Source organism: Streptomyces polyrhachis (assembly GCF_042663125.1).
In the GTDB taxonomy this organism is placed as follows: domain Bacteria; phylum Actinomycetota; class Actinomycetes; order Streptomycetales; family Streptomycetaceae; genus Streptomyces; species Streptomyces polyrhachii.
Window position 1 is genome coordinate 106,532 of sequence record NZ_JBHSZO010000006.1, and the last position, 17,531, is coordinate 124,062.

16 protein-coding genes are annotated in these 17,531 nt (G+C 69.3%); 12 read left to right on the plus strand and 4 right to left on the minus strand.

The features are described from left to right. Positions 1–36 precede the first annotated feature (36 nt). The 4 genes from ACFQLX_RS05800 (at position 37) to ACFQLX_RS05815 (ending at position 4,004) form a co-directional block, all read left to right on the plus strand. Positions 37–582, plus strand: coding sequence for a hypothetical protein (locus tag ACFQLX_RS05800; protein WP_386412692.1), 546 nt, complete (start codon positions 37–39; stop codon positions 580–582). Between the two features lie 73 nt (positions 583–655). After that, positions 656–1,144: an NUDIX hydrolase gene (locus tag ACFQLX_RS05805; protein WP_386412695.1), complete on the plus strand. Its 489-nt coding sequence runs from the start codon at positions 656–658 to the stop codon at positions 1,142–1,144. A 137-nt stretch (positions 1,145–1,281) separates the two neighbouring features. Then, positions 1,282–2,097 carry a 3-hydroxybutyrate dehydrogenase gene (locus ACFQLX_RS05810; protein WP_386412698.1) on the plus strand — a complete coding sequence of 272 codons (816 nt, stop codon included), beginning with the start codon at positions 1,282–1,284 and terminating at the stop codon, positions 2,095–2,097. A gap of 38 nt (positions 2,098–2,135) precedes the next feature. After that, entirely contained in the window at positions 2,136–4,004 is a 1,869-nt protein-coding gene (locus tag ACFQLX_RS05815; protein ID WP_386412700.1) for a helix-turn-helix domain-containing protein, read from the plus strand. Between the two features lie 136 nt (positions 4,005–4,140). On the opposite strand, the gene ACFQLX_RS05820 is transcribed toward ACFQLX_RS05815, so the two are convergent. The 3 genes from ACFQLX_RS05820 to ACFQLX_RS05830 all read right to left on the minus strand — a co-directional run bounded on the left by ACFQLX_RS05820 (position 4,141) and on the right by ACFQLX_RS05830 (position 8,706). Beyond that, a complete protein-coding gene (locus ACFQLX_RS05820) occupies positions 4,141–5,514 on the minus strand; it encodes an MFS transporter (RefSeq protein WP_386412701.1) in 1,374 nt (457 codons plus the stop codon). A gap of 254 nt (positions 5,515–5,768) precedes the next feature. After that, positions 5,769–7,010 carry a PucR-like N-terminal domain-containing protein gene (locus ACFQLX_RS05825; protein ID WP_386412703.1) on the minus strand — a complete coding sequence of 414 codons (1,242 nt, stop codon included), beginning with the start codon at positions 7,008–7,010 and terminating at the stop codon, positions 5,769–5,771. A 334-nt stretch (positions 7,011–7,344) separates the two neighbouring features. Further along, positions 7,345–8,706 carry a PucR-like N-terminal domain-containing protein gene (locus ACFQLX_RS05830; RefSeq protein ID WP_386412706.1) on the minus strand — a complete coding sequence of 454 codons (1,362 nt, stop codon included), beginning with the start codon at positions 8,704–8,706 and terminating at the stop codon, positions 7,345–7,347. Between the two features lie 656 nt (positions 8,707–9,362). Here ACFQLX_RS05830 and ACFQLX_RS05835 point away from each other — a divergent pair. Continuing rightward, positions 9,363–10,010, plus strand: coding sequence for a hypothetical protein (locus tag ACFQLX_RS05835; RefSeq protein ID WP_386412709.1), 648 nt, complete (start codon positions 9,363–9,365; stop codon positions 10,008–10,010). Between the two features lie 103 nt (positions 10,011–10,113). Then, positions 10,114–12,222 carry a DUF6801 domain-containing protein gene (locus ACFQLX_RS05840; protein WP_386412712.1) on the plus strand — a complete coding sequence of 703 codons (2,109 nt, stop codon included), beginning with the start codon at positions 10,114–10,116 and terminating at the stop codon, positions 12,220–12,222. Between the two features lie 87 nt (positions 12,223–12,309). Here ACFQLX_RS05840 and ACFQLX_RS05845 read toward each other — a convergent pair whose 3' ends face one another. Next, complete coding sequence (locus ACFQLX_RS05845; protein WP_386412715.1) at positions 12,310–12,624, minus strand: hypothetical protein; 315 nt, start codon at positions 12,622–12,624, stop codon at positions 12,310–12,312. Positions 12,625–12,796: 172 nt separating this feature from the next. Between ACFQLX_RS05845 and ACFQLX_RS05850 the strand changes: the two genes are divergently transcribed. The 6 genes from ACFQLX_RS05850 (at position 12,797) to ACFQLX_RS05875 (ending at position 17,524) form a co-directional block, all read left to right on the plus strand. Further along, positions 12,797–12,991, plus strand: a complete 195-nt coding sequence (locus ACFQLX_RS05850) for a hypothetical protein (RefSeq protein ID WP_386412717.1) — start codon at positions 12,797–12,799, stop codon at positions 12,989–12,991. Between the two features lie 36 nt (positions 12,992–13,027). Then, entirely contained in the window at positions 13,028–13,675 is a 648-nt protein-coding gene (locus ACFQLX_RS05855; protein ID WP_386412720.1) for a hypothetical protein, read from the plus strand. A 423-nt stretch (positions 13,676–14,098) separates the two neighbouring features. Further along, positions 14,099–14,368, plus strand: a complete 270-nt coding sequence (locus tag ACFQLX_RS05860; RefSeq protein ID WP_386412723.1) for a hypothetical protein — start codon at positions 14,099–14,101, stop codon at positions 14,366–14,368. 97 nt (positions 14,369–14,465) lie between these two features. Continuing rightward, on the plus strand, positions 14,466–15,413 hold the full coding sequence (locus tag ACFQLX_RS05865; protein WP_386412726.1) for a hypothetical protein: 948 nt from the start codon (positions 14,466–14,468) through the stop codon (positions 15,411–15,413). A 156-nt stretch (positions 15,414–15,569) separates the two neighbouring features. Then, a complete protein-coding gene (locus ACFQLX_RS05870) occupies positions 15,570–16,202 on the plus strand; it encodes a hypothetical protein (RefSeq protein WP_386412728.1) in 633 nt (210 codons plus the stop codon). A 368-nt stretch (positions 16,203–16,570) separates the two neighbouring features. Further along, a complete protein-coding gene (locus tag ACFQLX_RS05875) occupies positions 16,571–17,524 on the plus strand; it encodes a hypothetical protein (protein WP_386412730.1) in 954 nt (317 codons plus the stop codon). Positions 17,525–17,531: the final 7 nt, after the last annotated feature.

The following is a 17,531-nucleotide window of genomic DNA, read 5'->3' on the forward strand; positions in this document are numbered from 1 at the left end:
TGCGCCCAGGCGGCGCGGCGGGCGTAGGCTGCCCCCATGAGGGTGCATCCCCCCGGCGACACCGCCGTCCCCGCCCGTGCCGAGACCTGGACCGGACGGGCCACCAACCGTGTGCAGTGGCTGCTCGCGGCCGCCGGCGGAGCCTGCATGGCGCTCGGTATCGAGCTGGCCGTCGAATCCCCCTGGACCTCGGGGCTCCTCCCCCTGGTGATGTCCGCCGTCGGCTGCATCGCGGCCGGACTGCTGGTCCTCTTCGGCACACTGGCCTTCGTGCACGTCGCGGTACGCGTCGACGACACCGCGCTGGAGGTGCGCTGCGGCCATCTCGGCGTGCCGCGCCGCCGCATCCCGCTGGAGCAGGTCGCCGACGTGGAGTTCGTCGCGGAGATCACCCCCCGGCACTGGGGCGGCTGGGGCTACCGCTGGCGCCCCGAGCGGGGCACCTGCGTGGTCGTGCGCCGCGGGGAGGGACTGCGGCTGCGCCTGGACGACGGCCACTACTTCACGGTCACGGTGGACGACGCCCGAAGCGCCGTGCAGGCGATCCGCGAGCGGCTGCGGCCCTTCTCCACCGGCGACTGACAGCGGATCACCAAGGCGATCACCGGCGATCACCGGCGATCACCGGTGAGCGCCGTTGCGTACGCTGGGACGCATGGCGACTCCCGAATACATACGCGAGCTGCGCGACGCCGGTGTCGGCCGGAGCCTGCTCTTCCTTCCCGGCGTCACCGCCGTGGTCCTCGACGGCGCCGGACGCGTCCTGCTCGGACAGCGCGTGGACACCGGCCGCTGGGCCCTGGTCGGCGGCATCGCCGAGCCCGGCGAGCAGCCCGCGCTGACAGCGGCCCGCGAGGTACTGGAGGAGACCGGGGTGCGCGTCGTCCCCGAGCGGGTGGTGTCGGTGCAGGGGATGCCGGAGCTGGAGTATCCCAACGGCGACCGGTGCCAGTTCATGGACATCACCTTCCGCTGCCGCCCCGTCGGCGGCGAGGCGCGGGTGAACGACGACGAGTCCCTGGCCGTGGGCTGGTTCGCGCCGGACGCGCTGCCGAAGCTGGACGAGGCCACCCTGCGGCGGATCGAGCAGGCGCGGGGGGAGGGCCCGGCGTGGTTCGAACCGGCGGGGGAGTTCGAGGCGTAGGACCGGCCCGGGGGCGGCGGAGCCCGCGACGCGCCGCGGTCCTCCCGCAGGGCATGGGGCGACGCTCCAGAGGAGTGCCGGTGAATGTGTGCCCGGCCCACATCCCCCGGGCGCGGCCCGCTGCCTAGCCTGCCGTCATGGCGCATACCCCCTCCACCGCCCCGCAACCGCCCGCCCCCTTCGGCGACTCCGCCCTCGACCTGGCCGGGCGCACCGCGCTCGTCACCGGCGCCGCGGGGGGCATCGGCCGCGCCTGCGCGCTGCGCCTCGCCGCCGCCGGGGCGACGGTCCGCGGCGTCGACCTGGACGCGGGCGGCCTGGCCGAGCTGCGCGAGGCCGCCGCCGGGCTGCCCGGCACCGTCGAGGCCCACCCGCTGGACCTCACCGACCTCGACGCCGCCGAACGCCTCGCCGCCGGCACCGACGTGCTGGTCAACAACGCGGGCCTGCAACTCGTCAGCCCCATCGAGGACTTCCCGCCCGAGGTCTTCCGCACGGTCCTCACCGTCATGCTGGAGGCGCCCTTCCGCCTCGTACGCGGCGCGCTGCCGCACATGTACGCCCGCGGCTGGGGCCGTATCGTCAACATCTCCTCCGTCCACGGGCTGCGCGCCTCCGCGTACAAGTCCGCCTACGTCGCCGCCAAGCACGGACTGGAGGGGCTGTCGAAGGTCACCGCGCTGGAGGGCGCCGCGCACGGCGTCACCTCCAACTGCGTCTGCCCCGGCTACGTCCGCACCCCCCTGGTGGAGAAGCAGATCGAGGGCCAGGCCGCCGCCCACGGCATCCCCGCCGAGCGGGTCGTCACCGAGATCATGCTCGCCGACTCCGCGCTCAAGCGGCTGATCGAGCCGGCGGAGGTCGCCGCGGCGGTGGCGTACCTGTGCGCGCCCCAGTCGTCCTTCGTGACCGGTACGTCCCTGGTGATGGACGGCGGCTGGAGCGCCCACTGACTGGCGCCGCCCCTTCCCCGCGCGATAGTCCTGTACCCATGTCCCCGTCCCTACCGGAGCCCCAGCCCGTGCCCGCGCAGTCCCCGGAGAGCCCCTACCTCGAACTCCTCGCCCGCGGCGCCCCCGCCGGCGAGTTCGAGCAGCCGGTGCTGCGCGCGCGGGCCGCCGGCGCGGCGCCCGACCTCCTCGCCGCCCTGGAGCGCGGCCGGGAGCTGGCCCTGGGCGTACGGGCGGAGCTGGAGAAGCGCCGGCGCCGCGAGGCGGAGCTGTCCGCGCTCAACGCCACCGCCCACGACCTCGCCGGCCTGCGCGACCTCGACGCGGTGCTGCGCGCGATCGTCCAGCGCGCCCGCGCCCTGCTGGGCACGGACGTGGCGTACCTCAGCCTCAACGACCCCGCCGCCGGCGACACCTACATGCGCGTCACCGAGGGCTCCGTCTCGGCGGCCTTCCAGCAGCTGCGCCTGGGCATGGGGGAGGGGCTCGGCGGCCTGGTGGCGCAGACCGCGCGCCCGTACGTCACCGAGAACTACGCCACCGACCCCCGCTTCCTGCACACCCGCACCATCGACTCCGCGGTGGGCGACGAGGGGCTGGCCGCCATCCTGGGCGTGCCGCTCTCGCTGGACGGCGAGGTCATCGGCGTGCTCTTCGCCGCCGACCGCCGCCCCCGCGTCTTCGAGCGCGAGCAGATCGGACTGCTGGCCACCTTCGCCGCCCACGCCGCCACCGCCATCGAGACCGCCCACCTGATCGAGGAGACCCGCGCGGCGGTGGCGGAACTCGAGTCCGCCAACGCGACCATCGAGCGCGCCGCCGAGGTCCACGACCGGCTCACCGAACTGGTCGTGCACGGCGGCGGCGTGCACGACGTCGCCGCCGCGCTGACCGAAGTCCTCGGCGGGAAGGTCGAGTTCACCACCGACGTCACCGACACCGCGACCTCCTCCCGCGGGCGCGCCGACGGCTGGGTGACCCCGGTGGCCGCCGGCGGCGAACTGCTGGGCGCCCTCATCCTGCACGGGCCCCCCGCCGCCGGCCCGCTCGACCCCGTCGACCAGCGCACCCTGGAGCGCGCCGGCATGGTGACCTCCCTGCTGCTCCTGGCCCGGCGCACCGCCGGCGAGGCCGAGCAGCGGGTACGCGGCGAACTGCTCGACGACCTCCTCGACGCCCCCGCCCGCGAACCCCGGCTGCTGCGCGAGCGCGCCGCCCGGGTGGACGCCGACCTGGACGCCGTCCACGTGGTGCTGGCCGCCGCGGCCGACACCCTTGCCGAACGCGACCAGCCGGCCGGCCGCCAGCGCCTGCTGGCCGCCGCCGCGCACCTGGCCACCACCCGCCGGGGCCTGGCCGCCGCCCGCGACGGCGGGGCGGTGCTGCTGCTGCCGCTGGAGGCGGGGGAGACCCCCTCCGCCGCGGCCGCGCAGACCGCCAGGCTGCTCGGGGCGGCCGTACGGGGCGGGGTCACCGTCGGCGCCTCCGAGCCGGTGACGGCGCCGGCCGCGCACCCCGTCGCGGTGGCGGAGGCGTACCCGGAGGCGCGGCGCTGCGTCGAGGTGCTGAAGGTGCTCGGCCGCGAGGGCCAGGGCGCGGCGGCGGAGGACTTCGGCTTCGTCGGCCTGCTGCTGGCGGGCACCCGCGACGTCGAGGGCTTCGTCGCGCGCACGATCGGCGGCGTGGTGGACTACGACCGGCGCCGCGGCACGGAGCTGGTGCGCACCCTGGAGGCGTACTTCGCCGCGGGCATGAGCCCGGCGCGCACCAAGGACGAGCTGATGGTGCACGTGAACACCGTCGCCCAGCGCCTGGAGCGCATCGGCCGCCTGCTGGGCCCCGACTGGCAGCACCCCACCCGCGCCCTGGAGATCCAACTGGCGCTGCGGCTGCACCGGTTGGCGCGCTGAGCGCGCCGCCTGCCGCGCCGAGCGAACCGCCTGCCGCGCACCGTGCAACGCACCACGAGGAGGACGAGGCCCGCACAAGGGGCAGCCCCGCCGATCGATCGGCGGGGCTGCCCCCTGCGTCCGTACCTACCCGGCGTCAGTTCGCCGCGGCGACCGGCCGCGGCCGCTCGTCCGCCGGCTCCGGCGCGCCCACCGTCGACAGGTCGCTCTCGCGGGTCTCGCGGGCCGCGAGGATCGCCACCAGGGTCAGCGCCACCGCCACCAGCAGGTAGACCGAGATCAGCGTCGAGGTGCCGGTCTCGTCCAGCAGCGCCGTCGCGATCAGCGGGGCGGGCGCCCCGGCCAGGACGGAGGCGAACTGCGCGCCCATCGAGGCGCCGGAGTAGCGCATCCGGGTCGCGAACAGCTCCGAGAAGAAGGCGGCCTGCGGCCCGTACATCGCACCGTGGAAGACCAGGCCCACCGCCACCGCGAGCAGCAGCATCCCGAAGCTCCTGGTGTCGACCAGCCAGAAGAACGGGAACGCCCAGGCACCCACACCCAGCGCACCGATCAGGTACACCGGCCGGCGCCCGATGCGGTCGGAGAGCGCGCCCCACATCGGGATCACCGCGAGGTGGACCGCGGAGGCGATGAGCACCGCGTTGAGCGCGGTCTGCTTGTCCAGCGCGGTCTTGTTCACGGCGTACACCAGGATGAACGCGGTGATGACGTAGTAGGAGATGTTCTCCGCCATCCGCGCGCCCATCGCGATGAGCACGTCGCGCCAGTGGTGGCGCAGTACGGCCAGCAGCGGCGTCTTCTCCACCGCGTCCTGCACCTCACGGGTCCTGGCCTGCGCCAGCGCGGCCTTGAACACCGGCGACTCGTCGACGGACAGGCGGATCCACATGCCGACCAGGACCAGTACGCCGGAGAGCAGGAAGGGGATGCGCCAGCCCCAGGAGAGGAAGGCGTCGTCGCTGAGCAGCGCGGTCATCGCGGAGAGGACGCCGGTGGCGAGGAGCTGTCCGGCGGGGGCGCCGGTCTGGGGCCAGGAGGCCCAGAAGCCGCGCCGTTTGGCGTCGCCGTGCTCGGAGACGAGCAGCACCGCGCCGCCCCACTCGCCGCCCAGGGCGAAGCCCTGGACGAGGCGCAGGGCGGTGAGCAGCAGCGGGGCTCCGGCGCCGATGGCGGCGTGGGTGGGCAGCAGGCCGATGGCGAAGGTGGCGCCGCCCATCAGCAGCAGGCTCAGGACGAGCAGCTTCTTGCGTCCGAGGCGGTCGCCGTAGTGGCCGAAGACCAGCGCGCCGATGGGCCGGGCGGCGAAGCCGACGGCGTAGGTGAGGAAGGAGAGCAGGGTGCCGACGAGCGGGTCGGAGTCCGGGAAGAAGAGCTTGGGGAAGACCAGCGCGGCGGCGGCGCCGTAGAGGAAGAAGTCGTACCACTCGATGGTGGTGCCGATGAGGCTCGCCGCGACGATGCGCTTGAGGGAACTGGGGGGAGTTGGAGCGGTTGCCGAGGCGGCCATGGTCACCACTTCCGAGCGGGGGGTACGGGGGACGTTTACGTGTTGCCACACCGTAGAAACCCGCAGGTGACAGGCGTATGTGCGGGGACACCATACTTCGCTTCGGTGAAGTGAGTCAGCTCACTATGAGGTGGTGTTCCCGGCTCGGACGAGGAGCCGGCACAGGGCCGGACAGTGGGAGAGGGGGGTGGGGTCGGCGTTGGTATGCCCACCTCCCGCGTCGTGCGAGGGGCGGCCTCGGCCGCCCCTGTCCCCTACACGTCCCCGTACGGCAGCGGCTCGGGTCTGACCGTTCTCAGGTTCGCGTGCCGGCGCAGGTGCAGGCAGCGCAGGGCCGCCTCCAGGGCGAACCTCACCCGGGTGTCGTTGATCCGCTTGCCGTAGACCTGCTCGATGGCCCGCAGCCGGTAGCGCACCGTCTGGGGGTGGACCGTCAGCTCCTCCGCCATCTCGGCCGCCGTCCCGCGCGAGGTCAGCCACACCCGCAGCGTCTCCGTCAGGCGTTCGCAGCGGCTGGGGGCGAGCGCCGTGAGCGGGGACAGCTCGCGGGCGGCGATCTGCTCCGCCAGCGGGGGGTCGCTCATGAGCCAGAGCGTGAGGAGGTGGTCGTCGCACAGGACCAGCGGTCCGGAGCGGATCACGCCCACCTCCGCCAGGCGCAGCGCCTGGCGGGCCCAGCGCAGGGAGTGCGCCGAGCGGTGCAGGACCACGGCCGGCCCCACCGCGGCCGGAGTGGCGCCCAGTGCCCGGGTGAGCATCGCTCGGCGCTCGGCGCTCAGCGGGCCGGGGAACAGGGCGTGGGGCTCGGGGGCCTCGGTGTCCAGGAGGACGTCCTCGTCCAGCTCGGGCGCGCGTATCGCGGCGCCGGGCCGCAGCGCGATCGAGGTGAACAGCTCGGGGACCGTCCAGTGGACCTGGCGGGCCAGCTCGGTGATCGCGTCCATGGCGACGGGCGCCTCGGCGACCACCAGTCGCAGCAGCCGGCGCCGGGCGCTGCGCATCTCCTCGGAGTTGCGCGCCAGGGCCTCCAGATAGCCGGCGCGGGCGTGGGTGGCGAGTTCGTCGACGTAGGCGAAGAGGGCGTCGGCGAGGACCACCATCAGCTGCGGGTCGATACGGCGCTCGGCGCCCACCTCCAGGGCCCGGTGCCAGGCGACACGTCCGCCGATGCGGTACGCGGTCTGCAGGGAGTCCAGCGGGCGCCCCTGGAGCGCCTCCAGGCGGCCGAGCCGGTAGTGGACCCGGGCATGGGCGTCGCCCTTGGCCTGGGGGGAGGCCACGCGCTGGGCGAAGCCGTCGAGTGAGCGCTCCACGCTCTGCCGTAAGGTCCGGTCGTAGGGGGTGCCCTGGGCGTGGGCGTACTCGGGCAGGTCGCGCCGGATCTGGTCGGTGATCTCCCGGAAGAGCCGGGGGAGTTCGGGTCGTATCACGGTGGCGAACTCGGCGGGCAGTTCGGGCGGGCTCGTCTGCCTTGCTCCCCGGGCGGCTGACGACATGGGTGTCTCCCTGGACGGATAGTGCGTCCGTACCGGCCGGTGGGGGGTGGCGGCGGTCGTTGCGGACGCTTGCGAGAGGGCAACGGGCTGGTGCACTGGTCGGTGCTGGTGCCTCCGATAAACGGAAGTTGATATTCCGATTGATCGGACAGCTGTCACGAGTTGTGACGTGGAGTACATGTTGCTTTTACAACGCTAGGATATTTCTTGTCAGTTGGCACTAGGCGTGCACACAATCAGTTGCCAGACGGTAACGAACCGCCCATTACCCCCCTGCCGTGCGGCCCCGTGGAGCCGGGAAGTCCCGGTACGGCACCGGCGCGGGCCGCGGTCCTTACGTGGCCACCCCCGGCACCTCGCCCCCGTCCGCCGCCGGATCGGCCGACTTCCCCTCCAGCAACTCGGCCGCGTGCAGTGCCACCTCGATGGCGAAGCGCCGGTCCCGGTCGTCCAGTTGGCCGCCGAAGAGGCTGCGCAGGCTCCGCAGCCGGTAGTACACCGTGTACTGGTGGACATCGAGCAAGTCGGCGATCTCCTGCGCCGTACCCCGCGTCCTGAACCACGCGTTCAGGGTCTCGCGCAGCGGCTGCTCGCGCCGCCCGGGCAGTTCGTCGAGCGGCGCCAGCTCCCTGCGGGCGAGCTGCTCGGCCAGTTCGGGGTCGGAGAGGACGAAGAGGGTCGTCAGATGCTCCTCGCAGCGCAGCAGCCCGTCGGGGGCCGCCGGGGACGGGCCGCCGCCTTCGCCGTCGCCCGCGAGCGCGCCGCTGGCCGCCACCGCCAGCAGCTGCCGCGCCCAGCGCAGGGAGTCGGCGCAGCCGCCGGGCACCACCGTGAGCCCGACGGCCGCCGGAGCACCGGCCAGCGCGGTACGCAGCCGAGCCAACCGGACGTCGTCGGGACGCCCCGGGACCAGCAGCAGGGGCTGCTCCACGCCGGTCTCCAGCAGGATGTCGTCGTCCAGCGCGGCGGGGTCCGGTACCCCTCCGTCCGTCAGCGCCACCGGCGTGACGAGCGCGGGCAGCGGCCAGCGCGCGGCCTCGGCTATCTCGGCCACCGAGGGGTGGTCGATGGAGGCGTCGGAATCGGCCAGCAGCCTCACCAGTTGGGAGCGCTGCATCTCTGATCTCGAATCCGGCTCGGACGCGGCGGTCTGGTACCCCTGCCGGCAGAGCGCCTCCATCCTCTCGATGTGGGAGAAAAGGAGGTCGGCGAAGAGCGCGACCGTTTCGGAGGGGATTCCGTAGCGCTCGGTGGCGATGCGGGCCCGGCGCAGGCACACCCGCACCCCCACCCGCACCGCGGTGCGCAGCACCTCGAAGTCGCGCCCCTCCAGGGCTTCGAAGCGGCCCATGCGCCGAAACAACTCGTCATGCTCGTCGGTGCTGCGCCCCGGATCGGCGACCTGATCGGCGAAGGAGTCGAGGTTGCGCTCGACACCGGTGCGGAGCATACGGCCGAAGGGACCCTCGACGAGGACGGCGTACTCGGGGACGGCGCGGATGATCTCCTCGAAGATCTCGTCGATGAGCGTGGGCAGCTCGGGCCGGACGATGGCGGCGAGGGACTGCGTAGGGAACAGGTCGGGGTCGATGCCGGCCGCGGGGCCCGGGTCGGGATCGGCATCGGTGTCGGTGTCGGGCTGCGGTGCGGGCTGCGGCTGGGGCTGCGGCTCCGAAGGGGGACCGGCTCCTGGCATGGGCTCTCCTCGCGCGGCCTGAGCCGTGGGGTCGTCGGGGTGCGGGTGGACGTGCTGCGCCGGCGGCTCCCCGGCCGCACCGGGCGCTGGTTCGCGGCGGCTCCGCGGGGACCGGGGTCGCGGATCATCATGCGCCGTGGAACGGCCGACGGGCAGCGTCGGTAAGGGAATTGCGCACTGAGTGACAGACCGGCGGGCGGAGTTGGGAACGGGCGATAGACCTTCGACGGGGTGGGGGACCCGGGGAGGTTCAGGAGGCAGGGTGGTGCACGTGCCCGAAGCGCCGCAGTCACACCGGCCCCTCACCGGGGGACGTGGGGCCGCTTGTGATCGAGAGGAGGGCGGATGGACGGCGTCCGCGAGGAGATGTGCACTTCTTGGTAAACCGACAGGACGGCTTTTATCGCTTCTCGGTAAGGGAATGGCGTCCCGAAAAAATCATCCTGATTCTTTTGTCCGATAGCTTGCGCAGTCGCATTACTGGCTCGTAACTTCCGTGTTGAACTTCAGGAAATGATGCGAGGGTGCGCGGCCTCATCCACTGGGTGGGGAGTGATCCGCTCCCTTCGCGGAGTTCCCATGCCGATGTGCGCACAGGCACCTGCCCGGCGCGTACGCAACCAGAAAGTCCTACCGAAAGGGATGTGGACGGCGTAATGAAGTCAATCATCAAGAAGGCAGCAGTAACCGCTGGTGTGGGCGCCGCGGCGCTCGTGTTCGCCACCCCGGCGAGCGCGACGCCGTTCCCGGCGGCGACGTGGACGGTCACCCCGGCCAGCCCGAGCCCGCTGCCCGTGAAGGGCATCAACACGGGCAATGTCGTCCTCACGGCCGGCAGTATCCAGCTCACCTGCACCGCCGCGACGGCCACGGGCACGATCGCCAGCACCACCGGCAACCCGGGCCAGCTCGGGACCATCACCACGAGCACGTGGGGTCCCACCTGCACCAGCCCGCTGGGCCCGGTGAGCGTCGTGCACGTGGGCGGCTGGAAGCTCTGGGGGTCCACCTACGACCCCGCAGTCGGCTCCGGCACGACGGCGGGCTATCTCAACACCATCACCGCCAACGTGACCGCCGGTGCCTGCAAGTTCACGGTCATCGGCAAGGCGTCCGGCAAGTACACCAACAGCACCGGCGCCCTCGCGGTGAACTCGCTGGCCGGCGAGCTCTCCGTGGCGGCAAGCCCGGCGCCGGTGGGCTGTGGCGCAGTCATCACCACTGCCACGAAGCCCACCTTCAAGGGCACCTACCTGGTCAAGGTGACCAACACCACCACGATCCCCAAGATCGTCGGTAGCTGAAGGTAGGAAGCTCCAAGAGTTCAGCGCAACCGCACGACTGCACTAGCCCCGCCCGTTCGGCAGTGATGCCGGGCGGGCGGGGCCCCGCTTCAGCACCCGAGGAGTGAATCCCCTGATGGTTGGCCGTCGTACAGGTATCCGTCGTCCGCTGCGCGGTAGCGCGCGCTTGTCGGTTGCTGCTGCGTTCGTGGTGCTCGCTGCCACGACACCGGGCGCTGGCGCGGCTCCTGCTGATGCCGCTCAGCAGGTGGATGTCGAGATGCTGTACCGCTGCCAGTTCCCGATGGGGGAGCGCTCCGTGCCGGTACGAATACGTGCGGAACTGCCAGCCCGGGTGAAGCCAGGAGAGCAAATCCAGCCTACTGAGGTGACCACAGAGGTGGAGTTGGGAGAGGGAATCGCAGCGGACTTCCGCGGACGTGGAGTGACGAGCATAGCGGCGAAAACCCATCTGACGGTTGACTTCAGGCAGGGCGCGGACGAGGCAGAGGCCCAGTGGGACGGAGAAGCCGAGGTCGCTTCCCTGCCGACTGCGGGAGCGATGACCCTTAAGGCTGTTGGAGCAGTTCCGACCGCAACCCCGGGCGCAGCGGGCAAATTGACGTTGTACGCAGCAGCGTTGCGAGTGGAAATCGCATCTGCCATGCAGGCGCAGTTGACTGATCCGATTGGTATTGATTGCATGCCGGATGTCGAATTGATACTGGCCACTCTCTTGGTAGGGGAAGATTCGGATCCGGAAGTCACTCCGAGTGATGATTTCAAAACACGGCACCCTTCGAAAAATTCAAAGATCGACCATGAGTCTGCTCCGATTGGCTCTCCCATGCGCACGGGCGATGATGCAGATATACCGCCCTGTCGATATACGCAAAGCAGAATTCCGGAGCGTGCGGCTGATCCAACATTCTTGTTGGCCACATCCTATGTTGTCGGCTATGCGAATGTTCAAAAGCTGAAAGGGGCTGCCCTCCTTCCTCTTTCATGTGTTCAAATTGATTATCCACCGAAGATCGACTTCCCATTCGTACCAGAAGGATGCGATGCAGACCTCGACATGAGCGACTGTGAAGCAAATCTAATTATCGCGTCGGAAGGGATTACGTGGTTTGAGCATAAAGGGAAGTTGCGGACGGCTCCCACGCAGGCAAGTTTCCTTGCCTTTGGATTTGCGCCTGTTACTGCGACTGTGCAGTTGGAGCAAGTTGGCGAGAGCTCGCTAACGACAAAACTTAGATTTCCTCTTGATTTCAGCAATTCGTCGGGGGCTGCCGATATTGATGTGCCGTTCATCATCCGGACTTCTGCTGCTTCAGTGAACGGGACTCCAATAAATATTGGTCCTGGATGTCGGACTTCAGGGCCGGCGTACTCGCGAAATGCCAATCCGGGTCCCGGGGGGCAGGCTCGCGCTAGAGTCTCCGGATTCGCCGTAGGGGATTTCGGATACACCCTAAATGGTGGCGGAATGCTTTCCGGTGAAATTACGATACCTCCCTTTATCGGATGTGGCAAGGATGGAGAATATAATGATCTCTTCACGGCGTTGGTTTCTGGACCTGGGAATCGCGTGAAGGCGAGTCAAGGTCTGCTCTGTCTGGAGCAGGAATCCCCTGACCCTGCATTCTGTGGGACTGAGCCATGGAAGATCCCGCAGCCATTCACGGAATGGACGGTGACGCCGAATGCTGCAAGCCTTTCAATGCGCAACATCGGCCCGGTCGAGTACGGGGTTGAGGGGAGCGCATGGACCTGTCCGACTGCGAGTCTGGATGGATCGGCGTCCAGCGCCGAGGGAGCTCCTGGCGACATTGGACGGGTCCACTCCGACAAGTTCGGAAAATCGGGGTCTCCATGTGTCGGACCGATGGGTTCGCATGTCATTAAGAGCGATGGTACCCCTTGGAGGTTCCGGGCCTCTAAATATGATAGTGCAGCTGGAATCCTGACAGGTTATTTGCGGTCGGATGCGCAAATTCCTATGAATTATGAATCCTGCACTTACTGGGCGAATGGAACTATTCCTGCCACTTATGATAACTCGACCGGAATTTTGACCTTGGATTCGACGGGTGGGGAAATTGATCCGAATTCACGCCTTGCCGTATTTAATTACGAGGGCGAATGTTCCGAAGAGTTTTCGAAATCCCCACGCATTGTTTGGAAGGGGAAATATAAGGTCAATGGACCTGTCGAAATCGTCGGGCATTGAAGGTTTTTTCTCCTTTCGCTGCTCAAGTCAAGTCTGCATCTTGCGGAGTCTTGAGAGAAAGAACGCCCGGTTCGAACGGTTTTACCCTCAGACCCAAGGGGTGAAAGGCTTAATGTCCAGTCCCAGGTTCGCTGCCACCGCCGAGCGGGTGGCGACGGTGTTCGCGGCTGGTGCTGCGGCTCTTGCGCTGGCGGCGCCGGCGAGTGCGGCCCCGTTCGCGGCGACGACCTGGAAGGTCACTCCGAGTTCGCCGACCCCGCTGCCCGTGAAGATGGTCAACTCGGGCAACGTTGTCTGGACTTCCGGCGGGATCCAGCTCACCTGTACCAGCGCGACGACCACGGGATCGGTTATCAACGCCGCGGGCAACCCGGCGCAGATCGGGACCCTCACGTCGAGCACGTGGGGCCCTACCTGTACTACCCCGCTGGGTCCAAGTTCCAAAGTGCACATTGGCACTTGGAAAATATGGGCTCAGACGTACGATCCTGCAACCGGGGTGACGGCTGGCTACGTAGGTGACGTCAAATGGAATGAGACATGGGGGAGCTGCAAGTTCACCATCCTGGGCAAGATGTCCGTGAAGTACACCAACAACACCGGTGCCCTCGCGGTCAACTCGTTGGCAGGTGAACTCTCGGTGGCCGCCAGTCCGGCCCCGGTCGGCTGCGGCAGCGTTATCACTACCGCCACCAAGCCCATCCTCAAGGGCACTTACCTGACCAAGGTGACCGGCACCACAACGATCCCCAAGATCGTCGGCAGTTGACCTCTTCCACCCCAAGTTCAAGGAGTGAACGCGCTCATGGCGAGTCTTGGTTTTACTGCCGGTGTCAAGCGGGTGGTGACGGTGTTCGCGGCTGGTGCTGCGGCTCTTACGCTGGCGGCGCCGGCGAGCGCGGCCCCGTTCCCGGCGACGACCTGGAAGGTCACTCCGACTTCCCCGACCCCATTGCCCGTGAAGATGACCAACTCGGGCAACGTCGTCTGGACTCTCGGCGCCTTCCAGCTCACCTGTACCAGCGCGACGGTTACGGGGTCGTTTATCGGCGCCACGGGCAACCCGGCGCAGATCGGGACTTTCACGGCGGGCACCTGGGGGCCCACTTGCACCAGTCCGCTGGGTCCATTCAGCTTGGTTCATGTGGGTGGTTGGAAGATCTGGGCGAAGTCGTATGATCCAGTGACGGGTGTCACTGACGGGTATATAAACAACGTCACCTTGAACTGGACTGGCGGGAGTATGAAGTTCACTGTCATCGGAAAGATGTCCGTGAAGTACACCAACAGCACTGGCGCCCTTGCGGTGACCCCGTTGCCTGGGGAACTTTCGGTAATTAATCCGGTCAACTGCGGTGCGCTCTTCACCACAGCCACCAAGCCCACCCTCAAAGCCACCTACCTGGTCAAGGTGACCAACACCACTACGATCCCGAAGATCGTCGGCAGTTGACCTCTTCTGTCCTCCAGTTCAAGGAGTGAACGGCCTGATGGCGAGTCTTGGTTTTGCTGCCGGTGCCAGGCGGGTGGTGACGGTGTTCGCGGCTGGTGCTGCGGCTCTTGCGCTGGCGGCGCCGGCGAGCGCGGCCCCGATCCCGGCGACGACTTGGACGGTCACTCCGAGTTCGCCGACCCCGCTGCCTGTGAAGATGGTCAACTCGGGCAACGTCGTCTGGACTCTCGGCGCCCTCCAGCTCACCTGCACCAACACGACGGCGACGGGTTCGGCGGTCAGTGCGACAGGTAATCCGGGGCAGGTTGGGACCTTCACCGCAAGCACGTGGGGCCCCCCTGCACCAGTCCGTGGGGTCCGGCGAGCCTCGTGCACGTAGGCGGCTGGAAGCTTTGGGCGAAGTCGTACGACCCGGCAACGGGCGTGACGGACGGCTACATAAACAACATCACCCTGAACTGGACCTGGGGATCCTGCAAGTTCACCATCCTGGGCAAGATGTCCGTGAAGTACACCAACGGCACCGGCGCCCTCGCGGTCAACTCGCTGCCCGGTGAGCTCTCGGTGGCGGCCAGCCCGGCGCCGGTCAACTGCGGCGCCCCCATCACCACGGCCACCAAGCCCACCTTCAAAGCCACCTACCTGACCAAGGTGATCGGCACCACCACGATCCCCAAGATCGTCGGCAGCTGACCCCACCCCCACCCCACCCCCTCAGCCACCCACGCTCCACCCGCACCTCCGCACACTCACGCCATCCCTCTCCACCCTCAACGCCCAGGAGTCCACCATGAATTCTCGCCCCCGTACCAGACTCGCCGCTCTCTGCGGAGTCACCGCCCTCGCCACCCTCACGACCCTCGCCACCGCGACCGCCGCCACCCCCGTCCTCAACGGCGGTTGGGCGCCCTACGACCGCTGTCCCGTCGACGCCGCCGCGATGCTGGCGGCCGACGGCCTGGACCAGACGCCGCAGTGCGTCGTCGCCTCCTCGACCGGCGGTTCGATCAAGCTGGGGCGCACCGTCGTCCCCGTCGGCAAGGTGAACGTGCAGTTCGGCGCGATCCAGCACTCCGACGGCACCACCTCCGTCGTCGCCCCGACCAGCGGCGCGATAACCGGTGACACCGCGACCGTGCCGGGTGGCCTGCTGGGCCTCATGTGCCCGAGCAGCATTCCGGTGATCGGCCCCATCTGCAAGGCGCTGATCGAGGACAACTCCCTCAACAAGATCACCGCCACCGTGGTCTCCGCGGGCGCGCCCCGGGACTTCAACCAGTACGCGGCGATCGTGCCGGGCGAGCCGATCGTCACCGTGCCGATCAAGATCAAGCTCAAGAACCCCTTCCTGAGCGACAACTGCTACATCGGCTCCAACTCCAACCCGATCCTCCTCAAGCCGCGCAACGCCGTCGAGCCCGCCTTCGCCGGCGAGATCTTCAACGGCAACGGCACGCCCGCCCCCGAGGGCGAGGCCGGCGACCTGACCCGCCTGTCCTTCTCCGGCTCCCCCCTGACGGACAGCACCTTCTCCGTCCCGGGAGCCAACGGCTGCGGCCTGCTGGGCGCGATCGACCTGGCGGTCAACCTCAAGACCGGCATCCCCGCCGGCTCGGGCACCAACAGCATCACCCTCACCAACGCCCAGCTCGGTGTCATGGCCCCCTACGACGCCACCTCCACGGCGCCCAACGCGGGCCAGGCGTTCTCCGGTTACTGGCACTCCGCGGCCAACTGAGCCGGGGCGCCGCAGCAATTCCCGGCACCCCGCACCATCGCGCCCCGTGCCGTGGCCGTCCTCCCTCCCCGGCGGACGGCCACGGCCCCCGGCGCGAGCACATCCGCCGGCGTGCGAGCGCGAGCCGGCCCGGCAGCAGAAGGAAGGTAAGAGACGATGAGGAAGTCACTACTGGGACGGGCCGTGCTGTCCACAGCCGTGGGCGCGGCGGCGCTGACCTTCGCGACGCCGGCGAGCGCGGTGCCGTTCCCGGCGACGGTATGGACCACCACCCCGGGGTCGGGGCCCTTCACGGCGACCACCACGTCGGGGTTCGGACCGTCCCTGACGGTCGGCGCGGTATCGCTGAACTGCTCCATCGGCACCGCCAGCGGATCCCTGTCCAGCGCTTTGGGCAACCCGGCCCAGATCGCGGCCATCTCCCTCACCTCCTGGGGCCCGAGCTGCACCAGTGCGCTGGGTCCCGTGAGCGTGACGCAGGTCGGCGCATGGAAGGTGTGGGCGCAGACCTACGATCCGGCGGTCGGCTCCGGCACCACCGCCGGATACGTCGGATCGATCGCCGCCAACGTGACCGCCGGGAGCTGCAAGTTCACGGTCACCGGCAAGGCGTCCGCCACGTACACCAACAGCACCGGGCTCTTCGTGGTGAAGTCGCTCCCCGGTGAGCTGATCGTGTCCCCCGTCCCGGCGCCGACCGGCTGCGGCGCGGTCGTCACCACGGCCAGCAAGCCTCTTTTCAAGGCGACCTACCGGGTGAACGGGAAACCGCAGGTCGTCGGCAGCTGAGGCGCGGGCCTTCGTCACCCGCAGCCCCGGTGCGTTACCGCACACCCCCCTGAACGCCCGCCCCCGTCCCGCGCCGAAGGCAGAGCGCCGGGCCCGGGGCGGGCAGCCACTCGCCCGGCGAGTGGCCGAGCACAGCGCAACGCCCCTTTGTGGGCAGCCCGTCGCAGCCCCCGCCCGTGCTTCACGGGCGGCGGGGGCCCGTACCCGTGCGGCGGTGGTACGCGGCTTTGCGTCTCCGGGAACGGCGGCTCCTCCTTCTTCGACGCCCTCCCGGTCGGCAGTGAGCGGTTCGACGCGTGCCCGTGGCCTGCCCACGCCTTACGCGCCCGCGAACGGTGGGCGCGTCCACCCAGGCCGAAGGAGCCGTCATGAGCCACCGATCAACCTCCCGTACCCGACTGGCTGTCGTCTGCGCCGGCACCGCGCTGGCGACCTTCGCCGCCGTCGGTACCGCGACCGCCGCCGACCCCGTCATGAACGGCTCGTGGGGGCCGTTCAACCGCTGTCCCGTGGACGCCGCCGAGCTGCTGGCGGCCAACGGGGTGGAGCAGACGCCGCAGTGCGTGGTGGCGTCCTCGCCCGGCGGCACGTTCAAGATGGGCCGCATCACCGTCACCACGGGGAAGGTCAACGTCCAGTTCGGCGCGGTCCAGAACGCCGACGGCACGACCACCACCGTCGGACCGGCGGGCGGCGCGATCAAGGCCGACGCCGTGACCGTGCCGGGCGGGCTGCTGGGCATCATGTGCCCCAGCGAGGTCCCCGTGATCTCCGCCATCTGCGAGGACCTGCTGGAGAACAACACGCTCAACAAGATCACCGCGACTGTCGAATCCGCGGGCTCCCCCCGCGACTTCAACCAGTACGCGGCGATCGTGGCCGGCGAGCCGATCGTCACCGTGCCGATCAAGGTCAAGCTCAAGAACCCGTTCCTGAGCGACAGCTGCTACATCGGCTCCAACTCCAACCCGATCCTCCTCAAGACCCGCAACGCGGCCGAGCCGGGCTTCAACGGCGCGGTCTCCCTCGGCAACGGGACCCCCGTGCCCGAGGGCGAGCCGGGCGACCTGACGACGCTGTCCTTCGGCGGCACCTCCCTGACGGACAACACCTTCGCCATTCCCGGCGCGAGCAACTGCGGCCTCTTCGGCGCGATCGACCTGGCGGTCAACCTCAAGTCGGGCATCCCGGCCGCCACCGGCAACAGCATCAACCTGGGCAACGCCAAGACCGCCGTCACCAGCCTCTACGACGGCTCCACGGTCTACCCGGACGGCGGCCAGGCGTTCTCGGGCTACTGGCACTCGGGCGTCACGGGCTGACCCGGCG

Bases quoted from the DNA above. Each gene is read 5' to 3' on its own strand.
- ACFQLX_RS05800 (WP_386412692.1), top strand. From the start codon at position 37: ATGAGGGTGCATCCCCCCGGCGACACCGCCGTCCCCGCCCGTGCCGAG.
- ACFQLX_RS05805 (WP_386412695.1), top strand. From the start codon at position 656: ATGGCGACTCCCGAATACATACGCGAGCTGCGCGACGCCGGTGTCGGC.
- ACFQLX_RS05810 (WP_386412698.1), top strand. From the start codon at position 1,282: ATGGCGCATACCCCCTCCACCGCCCCGCAACCGCCCGCCCCCTTCGGC.
- ACFQLX_RS05815 (WP_386412700.1), top strand. From the start codon at position 2,136: ATGTCCCCGTCCCTACCGGAGCCCCAGCCCGTGCCCGCGCAGTCCCCG.
- ACFQLX_RS05820 (WP_386412701.1), bottom strand. From the start codon at position 5,514: ATGGCCGCCTCGGCAACCGCTCCAACTCCCCCCAGTTCCCTCAAGCGC.
- ACFQLX_RS05825 (WP_386412703.1), bottom strand. From the start codon at position 7,010: ATGTCGTCAGCCGCCCGGGGAGCAAGGCAGACGAGCCCGCCCGAACTG.
- ACFQLX_RS05830 (WP_386412706.1), bottom strand. From the start codon at position 8,706: ATGCCAGGAGCCGGTCCCCCTTCGGAGCCGCAGCCCCAGCCGCAGCCC.
- ACFQLX_RS05835 (WP_386412709.1), top strand. From the start codon at position 9,363: ATGAAGTCAATCATCAAGAAGGCAGCAGTAACCGCTGGTGTGGGCGCC.
- ACFQLX_RS05850 (WP_386412717.1), top strand. From the start codon at position 12,797: ATGTCCGTGAAGTACACCAACAACACCGGTGCCCTCGCGGTCAACTCG.
- ACFQLX_RS05855 (WP_386412720.1), top strand. From the start codon at position 13,028: ATGGCGAGTCTTGGTTTTACTGCCGGTGTCAAGCGGGTGGTGACGGTG.
- ACFQLX_RS05865 (WP_386412726.1), top strand. From the start codon at position 14,466: ATGAATTCTCGCCCCCGTACCAGACTCGCCGCTCTCTGCGGAGTCACC.
- ACFQLX_RS05870 (WP_386412728.1), top strand. From the start codon at position 15,570: ATGAGGAAGTCACTACTGGGACGGGCCGTGCTGTCCACAGCCGTGGGC.
- ACFQLX_RS05875 (WP_386412730.1), top strand. From the start codon at position 16,571: ATGAGCCACCGATCAACCTCCCGTACCCGACTGGCTGTCGTCTGCGCC.